Origin of the sequence: Bacillus sp. SM2101 (genome assembly GCF_018588585.1) — a bacterium.
Lineage (GTDB): Bacteria > Bacillota > Bacilli > Bacillales > SM2101 > Nanhaiella > Nanhaiella sioensis.
On record NZ_JAEUFG010000007.1, the window covers coordinates 84,488 to 97,612 of the forward strand.

Sequence of the window (13,125 nt, forward strand, 5' to 3'; positions counted from 1 at the left end):
CTATTCACCAACCCTATACCCTAACCCACGAATTGTTTTGATTATCGTCGGTTTTTGGGGGTGATCCTCTAGCTTTTCACGTAGTCGCTTAATATAAACGGTTAAAGTGTTATCGTTTACAAAATCCCCTGCTACATCCCAAATCTGTTCCAATAGCTGGTTTCTTGAAAGAACTTGACCGATATGGTTAGCGAAGATAAGTAAGAGACGATATTCTAAAGCTGTCAAGGTAATTTCCACTCCATTTTTATACACTTTACCTTCATTTGTATTAATTTGAACATTTTCTATTGTAATGACAGATTTTGTCTGTGTCTGCTTTTGGTATCTTCGTAAAACTGATCTGATCCTTGAAAGTAGCTCACGAATACGAAACGGCTTGGTTATATAATCATCTGCGCCCATGTCTAGACCCATTACAACATTAACTTCATCATCAACCGCAGTTAAAAAAATCACCGGAACATCAGCTTGTTTTTTCACAATACGGCATAAATCATACCCACTGCCATCAGGCAGAGATAAATCAAACAAACATAACGCTAATTCGTCTAATTGATCTGAGAGCTCCTTTTTCGCACATGCAACATCATGACAAAGAATTGTAGAATAGTTTTCTTCTTGCAAAGAATATTCAAGCCCTGAAGCAATCGTCTTATCATCTTCCACAATCAATATTTTCATCTCATATTCATCCTATCTATATATTTCTTACACTTATTTAAGTTCTAACCTTTGATTAAATAATCTAAACTTATTTTAGTTTTTAAAGATATATCATATGTAAACGAGCTCGGCCAGTCGTAGTTTATGGATTTTAACGACTTGATTGTTGTTTCCCAATCAAGTAATGGAATGTATACGACTATCGCTCTCTAAAAAACGATGTTAAATGTATTAACCCCCTTCTTACTATGGTAGTTTGGTCAGAATTTCAACAAAGTTTCCGAAAAATGCCAGATTTATTTATGAATTACATCCTCCACTGCTATAGGTTGCTTATGATTATTTATAGTACGCCAAACCAGTAGTTTATACAAACTACATACCTCCACAAAATCTTTGAGCTAATTTTTAAACTAGGCTATTTAGCATTGATTTTTGTTTTTTGGTTAAAGATGGAACCTTACCTCACTGCTTTGCTCCAAAACAAAATAACCACCTACATAGGAGGTGGCTATTTTTGTTATGTTTTTATTAATATCGATGGCTATGATCATGATGAGTAACCCATGCATCTTACCACTCAAATTATAATGATAATCTTCTTTTAGGCACAATCATTATCCTTCCAAATCACTCGCAGGGCCGAAGAATTCATAATGAATGTTGTCTTGTGGTGCACCTATTTCTTTTAGTAACTGATACACTGTTTTCATAAATGGAAGAGGACCACAGAAATAAAAATCAGCGTTTGTATTATGAACTATTTGTTGTAACCACTCTAGTGTAATGAATCCTTCATGGTCAAAGGCTTTATTATTTATATCTTCTACCGTTGGAGCATTGTAGCTATAGTATGCTGAAATTTGTTCATTTTTTGACGTAACAGCACTTACCTCATCCTTCATCGCATGAACATTTCCGTTAATAGCCGCATGGATAAAAGTAACTTTACGTTCAGGTTGAGTATCCGCGATCGTATTAAGCATACTTACCATTGGTGTAATTCCTACCCCTCCACTTAATAAGACAACATCATTTTGTACTTCAGTATTAAGTACGAAATCACCAGCTGGGGCACTGAGGTTTAATATATCCCCTTCTTGTACGTCATCATGTAAATAATTAGAAATTTTACCGTCAGGAATATCCCCCTGTCCCGTTTCTCTTTTAACACTTATACGATAATGCCCTTTATTTGGAGCATCTGATAAACTATACTGGCGAATATGAGTGTATTCTTCACCATCAATGCTACATTTTACACTAATGTATTGACCTGGTATAAAGCTAGAAATAGCTTGTTTATCTTCTGCTTTTAAATAGAAAGATGTGATGACATCACTTTCCTTGACCTTTTTATCTACAATAAACTTCCTAAAACCTTTCCAACCACCATGGCTTTGTTCAGCTTCATTATACATATCGGCTTCAACTGAAATAAACGCATCTGCTATCACACCGTATGCTTTTTCCCATGCATTCATGATTTCGTCTGTCGCGGCGTCACCTAACACATCTTTAATAGCTAATAACAAATGCTTACCTACTATCGGATATTGTTCGGCTGTAATTCCTAAACTTCGATGTTTATGGCCAATTTGCTTCACCACAGGAATAATGGCTTCTAAATTATCAATATATTTTGCCGCATTATATACTGCACTAGCTAATGCTTTTTGTTGTCTGCCTTGCTTTTGATTAGCGTGATTAAAAATATTCAATAATTCAGGATGATTTCCAAACATTAATTCATAAAATCTAGTTGTAATAGCTTCACCATGTTCTTCAAGTACTGGAACTGTTGATTTAATAATTTCAATTGTTTTTTGATCTAGCATCTTCTATCTCTCCTAGTCAAGTAGTTATTATCGTTTACAATGTAATTATAGTAAAAACTAAGACCTCGACTTGTGATTTGAATCACATATAATTTGTCTAATTTGTGACAATGATTTTCCTTCAAAAAAAACGACCTTTCAGATTCAGATATAAACTCACTGAAATCAGATTAGAATAGCATACGTCTAAACCGAGATAAAACCTCTTACAGCTAAAATATACCCTTTTTAATGGAATTTATGTATTTTAAACGTAAAGTATGGACGTTTATTAGTTCTTTCTTTATAATAGTTCCATGAAACATATATTTCACGGAACTATTAATACGAATATTATAGACTCATAGTTAAGGGTGAACGATTATGTCAATCTTTCATAAGATTAATCAATCAGATGAACTACAAACTTTAGCAATTGACAATGACTATACTGATGTCGAAAAAAACTATCACTATTTTTCTAACATGCCTCAATTTATACAGGCATATTTAATAAGTAGAATTTCTTTAAACTATTCAACAAATACAATTCAACGCTACATATACGACTTCAAGTTTTTCTTCGAGTACGTCATCGAAAAAGCGAGTATTGAGCTTAATATGAATGACATTACGTTGGATGATTTTATAGCTTTGGAGCCCTCAGGCGTTAGAAATTACGTTCGTTATCTTGCGATTGAACAAAAAAATAATCCAAAAACAATTAATAGAAAATTATCAGCGTTAAAATCTGTCTTCTCTTATTTGCAGCAACAAGACGTAATTATAAGTAACCCAATTGAAGGGATCGAAAGACCTAAAGTAGGACGTTCTGAGCCGGTATTCTTAACAAAACAGGAATGTAGTGAATTATTAACATTTATCAATAACGAAGATAATTATAAATCTAACAGGGAGAAAACTTATCAACAGTTATTTAAATATAGAGACATTACAATCATTCACTTAATGATGATGACAGGATTACGGATTTCAGAATTATGTAGCTTACAAGTACATAATATTTCATGGCATCGGAAGGAAATTACAGTCATCGGTAAAGGTAGTAAACAAAGAAGTGTCCCCTTATCAGACGACACACTTAACAATATACAATTGTATCTACATAAGCTTGATGAAGACATTCGTCCCACAAAACCAAATGATCCACTCTTTGTCGGTTATGATTTTAAATTAAAAAAACTAAAACTCGGAATTTCAGTTAGTGCAGTACAAAAGATGATCAACCGCCATCTAATTAGAGCAAAGGAACACCTGCCATTTTTGACATACAAACATATTACTGCACATAAACTCCGACATAGTTTTGCAACAGAGCTAGCTCAGCAAGGGGTTGATGTATTAACGATTCAAAATTTATTAGGGCATGAATCTGTTGCAACTACTCAAATTTATGCACATATCCAAAGCGAAACGAAGAAAAAAGCAATCGCTCTACTTAATGATGGATAGATCATTTGCCTAATGATTGATGTACAATGCTCTAGTTTTATAGAAGGTGAACTACCTTAACCTTGTCATTTTACGTGTGTATTAGTTGCATAAAAGCATGCGATATCAGCTTAATATAGTGAGTGATGAACGAAATCTTTATTATCCTCTACGCGAACAGGTTATACAATCACTCAATATAATCACCACAAATTTATGTTGAGTATTAATCATACAAATAAAAAGGACTATATATGTCAGAAATGACACTTATATTAGTCCTTTTATTAGTTGTTTTCATAATCCTAGTAAAAAATACATATCTTCTACCTTCGAAGTTAATACTATACATAAATATAAAATATTTCCTGTTTCAAAATATAGGAGAACAATCATGCAAGAAAAACTTTTTCCTTATCAAGTTGCAATACTTATCTACATGACTCAAATTAGTGTAGGTATTTTTAGTTTACCTCGTGTTACAGCAGAAGCTTTTGGAACGAACGGCTGGATTGGAATAAGTATAGTATCAATGATTTTCGTAGTGAATATTTTACTAATAGGGCTTGTATTTCATTATAGTAAAGGTAAATCGATCTTCCAGATTTTTAACAGTCATTTACCCAACTTCTTATTAAAGCCATTTTATATTATTATTGCTTTAATTTATAGTTCACTTAGCATCTTAATAGCTAAAAACTTTCAATTAATAATAGGTATGCAATATTATCCGACAATGCCACCATCATTATTTGTTATTATGGTTTTACTTATCACCTACTGGCTAGTTAGGAGTGGTATATACCATATTGCAAAAGCTACAGTTGTTTTTTTTATAACAATTTTAATTGTTTTCGTATTGGGATATAATCTAGGGGAATTTAGACTAACAAGATTAACACCCTTTATTTTTGAGGGAGAGAAAGAACTGCTAAAAAAAGGTAATCAAGTTGCATTGCACTTCTTAGGTATCGAAATGTCATTATTTTTAATACCGTATATCGCAAAATTAAAAGGAGCTTTTAAGCCAGTTTTATTTTCCCAATTATTGCTTACTTTCATATATTCCATCACGTGTCTCATTTCATTCGGTTTCTTTAGCTATGACCAATTATCTAATGAAACGTATCCGTTATTAACGATGTTTGAGTATATTGAGTTCCCTTTTATAGAGCGAGTTGAAGGGATCGTAATCCATTTATTTTTGTTTGAAGTACTCATTACGATTATTGTATTTTTTTGGGGGGCCGACCAGTTAATCCAACATGCAATTCCTAAAATTTCTCCAAGACTTTCGATCATATGCTTATTGCTCGTTTCTTTCCTATGTACTATTGTAGTAAATACTCAAGTTGAATTAGAAAAGTGGATTTATTTTCTTCGTTCAGCTGAGTTCATTATCGCATTCTTACTCCCAATATTACTTCTATTATTAATTAGTATTTCAACATTACGCAAAAAACTTAAAAAATAACAATAAGAACATATTTTAGTTTACATAATATTATTATTTTATACTTATATGATAACATAGATTATTTATATATATTTGGTTATCAATATAGAGCTATTACCGTACCACATATTATAACAATAACCTTTATTTTAAATCAGTTAGTACGACTAATGAACGCAATATTATTAGCTAACCCTTGTTAAATACTTTTTCATCACTATATTCAGCCATATGATATGAACAAGAAGACCGATAGCATATAATAAAGCTACACGATTACTATCCTCCATAAAGATGATTGCTGGCCAATAAAAGGGTACAATTCCAAACAACATCGTCCAACTATTGTGAAAAATATATGGTGGGACAGGTGTGAAAAACATTAGTGTAAGGACCTTCGAAATTGCTAACCCTTCTACTTTATTTGATGCAACAGTAACCATAATAAGTGATAGCAACGGTGCTTCCAATGCCAACATGACTGCAATTGGGAAAAAATTAATAACATGCCAAGGTACTAAACCTTGTAACATAATAACTATATAAGACAGAAAGAATGTTAGAACAGCTGGGCTAAAAACCCTGAACATGAAGTACCCAGACTTCGTTAATGGAGTCACAGCAAAATAAAGATCAACACCTTCATCTTTTTCATCTAATAAAATAAACCCCATTAACACTCCCATCCATAAAGGCGTCATTAATAATAACAAACTAATAATAAAGGGATAATGATTTGATAGATCAAATTGAAATGTGCCAAGTACCCAGCTATGAATAACTGGTAAGACGAACCGTGCAGTCAATCCTAAAATAAAGGGAAAACAAATTGCGATGACAAGTATCGGGTCTTTAATAATATTTCTAGCGTCTTGTACAGCTAATGCAGCTACTCGTTTCATTATTTGCTCCCTCCTATACGTAACACAATAAATTTATAAAAAGCCTTATATGCAATTACATAAACGACCAATATCCAAACAGCTTGAATGATACAAGCATATATGAACTGTGAAACAGTTATTGTATCGAGACTGCCATCAAGTAACAACAGTGTAGCTCTTGTCGGTAATAAATTCATAAGCCATGTATCATAAATGTTGAAATACTCTAATAAAGGAAGAAAAAACACAATGATGTATAGAGGTGATAAATATAAGTACCCGTTCACTGAAGAAACCCTTACAGCTAAAATTAGTCCAAGTAAGGTAAAGAAAATTGAAGTTAACACCACTGCTACAGAAAAGGTGAGTATATTCAATTGATCATGATGGAAAATGAGCATGGTGAAAGTACTCGACATTAGCGCTAATATAGTAAGTGACATTATTTTTGAGATGAAGTACTCATGGATGCGAAGTGGTGTAACGAATAACGAATCTAAAGTTGATTGCTCACGCTCTAATAACACAATTCCACCAATAAAGAAAAAGCCTAAGGCAGAAGGGTCAGAAAAAACTATAGCAATAGAGACTTTTTCCAAATGGGCATCAGGTAAAAAGTGAAATACGATCACATAGAATAGACACACTAATGCGTATGCATAATAGAACCCTTGACGCATCTGAAAGCGAATATCCATTCCAACCGCATGTACAAGTCTCATGCCAATCTCCTTCCTGTCATTTCAATAAAAATATCTTCAAGTGTCGCTTCTTGTGTATGAATAGTTAAAAGTTCATAATTTCTAATAATTTGCTGAAAATCTTCATTCTCTCCTAGATTCATTAACGGAAATTCGTCAGCATAACAAGATTGATTGTTCCGATATTCTAATTTAACGATTTTTCTTCCTTTTGATAACTTTAAATTTTTTGGAGAATCGATTGCCGCAATTGTACCGTCTACAATGAAAGCTACACGATCACATAAATGTTCTGCAGTCAGCATATTATGAGTTGTTATAATAATTGTCGTACCTCTCTCCTTTTCTGCTAGAATGAGGTCTTTTATTTTTTTTGCATTTACTGGATCAAGCCCAGATGTAGGTTCATCTAAAAATAGAATGTTTGGATTATTAAGTAAGGCACGACAAAAATTCAATCTCATTTTCATACCTTTTGAAAATTTACTCACTTTCACATTAGCGTATTCCTCAAGGCCAACGAGCTTTAATAGTTTTTCTGGGTCACTCGTTTTTTCTGCATACATTTTGTTAAAAAATCTCAAATTTTCTAATGCAGTAAACTTTTGATAGAAATTAGGAAATTCAAATGCAACACCTATTTGTTCATAGTAAGTTGAGTTTAGAGAATGCAACTCATTTGAATTAACTTTCACGCTACCCTCGTAATTTTTTAACAGTCCTATCAAAATCTTTTGTGTTGTACTTTTTCCTGCACCAGATGGGCCTAAAAAGCCAAATATTTCTCCTTTATTCACACTGAAATCAAGGCCCCTAATCGTTTTTTCAGTAGCGCCTGGATATTGATATCTAAGCTTAGCAACTTCAATCAACAAAATCACCCCATAGTTAGCATTTGATTTAAGAGCATAGAATGTATGGATGCTTACCCTGAAACCATTACCGCTTTTACTTAAAACCTGATTCCAATTGCGCTAAAGCTTGGTCAATAGCGTCAACAACATTAACGTTAGGATGTTGAATACAATAATATGCCACTGAAAAAAGTGCACCTATTATAGATCCAGCAAGTGTAGTGACAGCTAAATCATTCTCATCACAACCAAGCCTCTCAGATATCAGCTTTGCAATTAACTTTGCAGTCCCGCTAGCATGAATTAATGTTGCTGCACGGAGTTCAGGTACAGACATAATTAGCTTCATTCTCTCTTGAAGTGCTTCTTTCCCTTCCTCTGGTATGTAAGACATCCCCTCATTTACTGCTCCTCGAAAAGCTTGGATTGGTGTAAGTTCCTTCGACTGCGCTTGAAATGCTTTAATTAAAATTGGATCATAATCATCGTCGAGTACGACAGATTCCTTCGTTGGGAAATAGCGAAAAAACGTACTTGGCGATATTTCTGATGCCTCTGCTATTTGTTCAACAGTCGTATTGGCATAGCCTTGCTGTTCAAACAAGGCTAAAGCATGATGTTGGATAGCGGCTCTCGTTTTTGCCTTCTTTCTATCTCTGAGACTTGCCTTTTTATGCTCAGTCATCGAATCGCCTCCTAGTTTGAAGTCGGACTTTAATTGTGGAATTATATTGATAGTCTATGCTAATTGACAGTCACTGTCAATTTTTATGAGACATATTTTTTTATCATTTTCCTTATGAACCTTATTAGCTAGGTAGCCCGCTTCATTCAATTGAATGGTTTTATTTGACTGCAAACTTTTATGTTTCAAGTGCTAAATGTATTTGTCTAATGTCTAAATACACTAATCAATACTCAAGGATCATTATTAAAAACATACGCTCTTACCCTCAACTTGCACCTAGTATGTAGTATTTCGCAGAGTCTTTTCGTAATCTTTTATTGCAATTGTAGCTAAATTAATACCAACTAAGTGGTTTTATATGTTAGTCATCGTTGGTACAGACTAAAAATGATAAGAAAAGTACCGTCTAATCTTTCCGTATAAATTATTGTTATTCGTTCTTAGTTATAATCACACATACACTTACGTTCGTAATATTTTTCTACTTTAAAAATTTTTGATTTTAAAAAACACGTAGATTGTTCTTTGTTAGGAAGGTTGTTCTCATATTAAGAAATAAACATATACTCAACTAGAGAGAGTGATTGATCTTTGTTCATTAAATAATTGATTAAACGTTTGTTGTTTACATAATGTTTTTATAATAAACACTCATATTTCTTTTACGTTAATTCTATTCGATGGAACATTTTCCCCTATTGAGGTGGTAAAATTAAATGAGGAACACAAATTGGGGGTGTAAGCGATGCCAGATTGGTCCTACCATCAAATATTTAAACCAGTAATTAAACACCTGTCGCCGACCACCTCTCGTGAGTTTATTCATAGAAGTATGAACATGGTTGCTTCTCTCCCAGATGGTCATCATATTATTAACTTTTTGGGTAGGGAAGAATCCTCACCCTTACTTACGACAGAAGTTAACAATATTCACTTCAAACACACTGTTGGTTTATCGGGAAAAATAGACCCATTACTTTCTGGGACAAAGGCCTTTTCCAACTTAGGATTTAGCTTTATTGAGATCGGGCCTATCACGATAGACTCAAAGAAAGGAACTGCACCAGAAGTTAACTTTCAGGAAGAGTATATTAAGTTTTCTAATGACTTCGAATCCATTGGTCTAGATGAAACTAAACGGAAATTACATAAACTAAAGCTACAACAGAAACTCTTAATGAGTTTAGTTGGGAATGAACAAGAACTTAAGACGATGATTCTAGAATTAGAAGAGTTAGCTGATGTTTTTATCATTCAAGAAGACATGGCGAAAAAAGGGAACATTTTCTCTACGACTAAACCTATTTACGTCGCAACACCTATTCAATCTCTCAACGATCACACGCTCGATTTCTTTGAGACTTTCGATGGTATTGTATTAGATGAGGATTGGTTAACTACAAATAATACAGACGAACTAATAAAAAAAATAAGATACTTGAAAAAAAGTGAGTTCACAAAACCTATAGTTACGGTTGGGGGGGTTAAAGAGCCTAATGACGCCTTATTGCTTTTAGAAGCTGGTGCAGATTTAATCATGCTTTCTAGTGGTTATGTTTTCGCAGGTCCAGGCTTAACGAAGCGGATAAATGAAGCGGTATTAACAACTAGACAAGAAAAAATAATACCCCAACTAGGTTGGAAATATTATTGGTTGTTCGGTTTATTTATTTTGTTTGGTGGAATAATTGCTCTCTTTATTAGCTTGACGTCTGTTCTGTTACCATATGATGAACAGTTCTTACGAATGAACAAGGAATCGATTTGGATTTTTAATGAACGCATTCTGTTATTTATGTCTCACGACCGAATGACGCTTGCTGGAACAATGATTTCAGGTGGCATTGTTTATATGAATTTAGCTTCATACGGTGTTAAGAAGGGGCTTCGATGGGCAAAACAAGCGATTGATCTTGCAGCTATAACCGGATTTCTCGGCATTTTTTTATTTATAGGGTATGGTTATTTTGATTGGCTTCATCTACTGTTTTGGCTACTATTATTACCCTTTTACGTGTTAGGGTTTTTAAAAACGAAAGGGATTATTAATACCCCTACTTCTACGAATACAAAAAACCATAAAATATGGAAGCAAAGTTTATTTGGCCAACTTGCTTTTGTAATGTTAGGATTTTCATTTGTTCTTGGGGGCATAATTATTTCTTATATTGGTGTTACATCGGTATTTGTACCAACAGATTTATTGTATATTTGCATGCCTCCAGAACTTATACAGTTGTTCAATGAGCGATTAATTCCTGTAATTGCCCACGATCGTGCTGGTTTTGGCAGTGCCTTATTTAGTGTCGGCTTATTAGTGTTAACGGTATCTTTATGGGGATTTCAACAAGGTAACAAATGGGTATGGTGGACTTTGTTCATTGGAGGTATCCCAGCTTTTATAACTGGGATTTCAATACATATAGCGATCGGTTATACGACCTTTATACACCTGTTACCAGCGTATATAGCATTAATGTTATTCTTTACTGGTCTAATATGGAGCTATCGATTTTTTCAAAAACAAACAGATGAACTCAGATAGTAAACTACAATAATATTAGTAGTTTACTATATTTTTTTCTGTGAAATTTAAACGCTTCATTATCCAAGCACGAATTATGTTATGATGATATATCATAGCAAATCATAGAGAATACTATAGCGAAGCCATTAATTTATTCATTCGAAAACAACAAAAAAGACATGAAAAAATGGGGGTAATAATCATGAAAAAATGGGCATTTGTTTCCGATTTCGATGGTACAATTTCGAAAAAAGACTTTTATTATATCGTCATCGAAAAATATTTTAAACAAGGTGAAGAGCTACGTAAGCAATGGAAGGCTGGAGATATAAAGGACATTGATTTCTTATCAACAGTATTTACATCCATCCATCAAGAAGAACAACAAATCATTAATGATATTCTTGCTATTCCGATTGATGAATACGTACCTACATTCATCGAACATGTTCAACAAAACGGTGGTGATTTTTATATTTTAAGTGCAGGAACTGACTACTACATAAAACATATTTTACAGAAATATCATGTATCTGACGTAGAAGTGCTTTCTAATAAAGGATTTTATCAAGAAAGAAATGTGCATTTAAATATTGACCCAGAACATAGACATTACTCTGAACGGTACGGAATTGATAAAGCAAAAGTAATTCAAGAGTTAAAAGAACAATATGACCTTGTATATTTCGCGGGAGATAGTGAACCTGATTCTCATCCTGCTGCACATGCAGATATCACTTTTGCCAAGAATGGACTACAGGATTTATTAAGTGAAAAGAAATTACCATATGTTGCTGTAGATGATTTCACAGAAATTGAACAGTATTTGGTGAACAAAGGAATGATATCTCAATGATCAATCCTGTGACTTCTATACCCATCCCTGCTATTTTAGAAATACGGCAAGGAGCTTCGCTACATCTAGAACAAATTTTACAGAAGCATGGTTTTACGAATGCGGTTATTCTTTTTGATGATTTTACTTACCATACTTATAAAGATACGATTCAACAATCGATAACAACGTTGAAGTTAGATATGAAACTGTTATCAAGTAATTTAGATATCCAAGCACTTATCAAAACTGCCTTTGAGATGGAACGTTATGAAGTCGTTTTGGCAATGGGCGGTGGAACAATCATTGATTATGGAAAATATATTGCTTTTTCTAGAAGAGTACCATTTATAAGTATACCTACCTCAGCGTCCAATGATGGATTTGCAAGCAGTAATTGTTCTATCGAGGTTAATGGCAAGAAAACAACGGTACCCGCGAAAGTCCCTTATGGTATTATTGCTGATTTGCAAATTATAGAACAAGTACCTAAGCGATTCATTTTAGCAGGTATCGGTGACTTAATGTCAAATATCACTGCATTGTATGATTGGGAATTTGAAGAGAACCATGGGGTGAGTTCTGTTAGCGCTTTTGCATCAATGCTTAGTAAAAAAGCTGTAAATAGCTTTATACGAACTCCGATGAATGAAATAAGTAGCCCTATTTTTTTAAAGGAATTAATAAGCTCATTGACTATGGGTGGAATTGCAACAGCGATAAGTGGCAATAGTTCTCCTATTAGTGGCTCAGAACATCTTATATCTCATGCACTTGATAAAATATCCACTTCACCACAAATGCATGGGATTCAAGTTGGCCTCGCTACATATATTATGGCTAATGTACAATGTCATCGTGCAGAACGAATGATGAAAGTATTTACTAGAACTGGCTTTTTTGAATATATAAAAACGTTACAATTACATAAGGATGAATACCGACAGGCCATTGAAATCGCTCCAACAATTAAACCGAACCGGTATACATATTTGCATGATGATGAGTATCGGCAGCAAGCATTGAAATTTCTAGAGGATGACCCTATGTTGCAACAAATTTTTGGGTGCTAAAGGGGTATGACCCTCACTGCGTAAAAGCAGTGCTAAAGGGGTCATACCCTACTACGATATTGATCAACTAAAAGAGTTTGCGGGTCAAATCCTATAGTTTATCGGTCAATTTCCTGGATTTACGGGTCAAATCTTTTAGTTTATCGGTCAATTTTTATCATTTTTGGGTCAG

Annotated in this window: 11 protein-coding genes; 5 read left to right on the forward strand and 6 right to left on the reverse strand. The window is 33.7% G+C overall.

Features of this window, described 5'->3' with window-relative positions:
- Positions 1 to 684: a response regulator transcription factor gene (locus tag JM172_RS08565; RefSeq protein ID WP_214481771.1), complete on the reverse strand. Its 684-nt coding sequence runs from the start codon at positions 682 to 684 to the stop codon at positions 1 to 3.
- Between the two features lie 599 nt (positions 685 to 1,283).
- Entirely contained in the window at positions 1,284 to 2,504 is a 1,221-nt protein-coding gene (gene hmpA, locus JM172_RS08570; protein WP_214481772.1) for an NO-inducible flavohemoprotein, read from the reverse strand.
- Between the two features lie 363 nt (positions 2,505 to 2,867).
- Between hmpA and JM172_RS08575 the strand changes: the two genes are divergently transcribed.
- Together JM172_RS08575 and JM172_RS08580 are read left to right on the forward strand one after the other, a co-directional pair.
- Positions 2,868 to 3,956, forward strand: coding sequence for a tyrosine-type recombinase/integrase (locus tag JM172_RS08575; protein ID WP_214481773.1), 1,089 nt, complete (start codon positions 2,868 to 2,870; stop codon positions 3,954 to 3,956).
- 373 nt (positions 3,957 to 4,329) lie between these two features.
- On the forward strand, positions 4,330 to 5,409 hold the full coding sequence (locus JM172_RS08580) for a GerAB/ArcD/ProY family transporter (protein ID WP_214481774.1): 1,080 nt from the start codon (positions 4,330 to 4,332) through the stop codon (positions 5,407 to 5,409).
- Between the two features lie 167 nt (positions 5,410 to 5,576).
- Here the strand turns inward: JM172_RS08580 and JM172_RS08585 are convergent, their stop codons facing one another.
- From JM172_RS08585 to JM172_RS08600, 4 genes are all read right to left on the reverse strand, one after another.
- Positions 5,577 to 6,293 carry a hypothetical protein gene (locus tag JM172_RS08585; RefSeq protein ID WP_214481775.1) on the reverse strand — a complete coding sequence of 239 codons (717 nt, stop codon included), beginning with the start codon at positions 6,291 to 6,293 and terminating at the stop codon, positions 5,577 to 5,579.
- On the reverse strand, positions 6,293 to 6,997 hold the full coding sequence (locus JM172_RS08590) for a fluoroquinolone export ABC transporter permease subunit (protein ID WP_214481776.1): 705 nt from the start codon (positions 6,995 to 6,997) through the stop codon (positions 6,293 to 6,295). Before JM172_RS08590 ends, JM172_RS08585 begins: the two co-directional genes overlap by 1 nt.
- Positions 6,994 to 7,848 (reverse strand): ABC transporter ATP-binding protein, encoded by an 855-nt coding sequence (locus JM172_RS08595; RefSeq protein WP_214481777.1) that lies wholly within the window; start codon positions 7,846 to 7,848, stop codon positions 6,994 to 6,996. The genes JM172_RS08590 and JM172_RS08595 overlap by 4 nt, the downstream gene beginning before the upstream one ends.
- Before the next feature lie 76 nt (positions 7,849 to 7,924).
- A complete protein-coding gene (locus JM172_RS08600; protein ID WP_214481778.1) occupies positions 7,925 to 8,515 on the reverse strand; it encodes an acyl-CoA-like ligand-binding transcription factor in 591 nt (196 codons plus the stop codon).
- A gap of 748 nt (positions 8,516 to 9,263) precedes the next feature.
- Between JM172_RS08600 and JM172_RS08605 the strand changes: the two genes are divergently transcribed.
- The 3 genes from JM172_RS08605 to JM172_RS08615 all read left to right on the forward strand — a co-directional run bounded on the left by JM172_RS08605 (position 9,264) and on the right by JM172_RS08615 (position 12,953).
- On the forward strand, positions 9,264 to 11,063 hold the full coding sequence (locus JM172_RS08605; RefSeq protein WP_214481779.1) for a dihydroorotate dehydrogenase: 1,800 nt from the start codon (positions 9,264 to 9,266) through the stop codon (positions 11,061 to 11,063).
- A 184-nt stretch (positions 11,064 to 11,247) separates the two neighbouring features.
- Complete coding sequence (locus JM172_RS08610) at positions 11,248 to 11,901, forward strand: MtnX-like HAD-IB family phosphatase (protein ID WP_214481780.1); 654 nt, start codon at positions 11,248 to 11,250, stop codon at positions 11,899 to 11,901.
- On the forward strand, positions 11,898 to 12,953 hold the full coding sequence (locus tag JM172_RS08615) for an iron-containing alcohol dehydrogenase family protein (protein WP_214481781.1): 1,056 nt from the start codon (positions 11,898 to 11,900) through the stop codon (positions 12,951 to 12,953). The genes JM172_RS08610 and JM172_RS08615 overlap by 4 nt, the downstream gene beginning before the upstream one ends.
- The last annotated feature ends 172 nt before the right edge of the window (positions 12,954 to 13,125 follow it).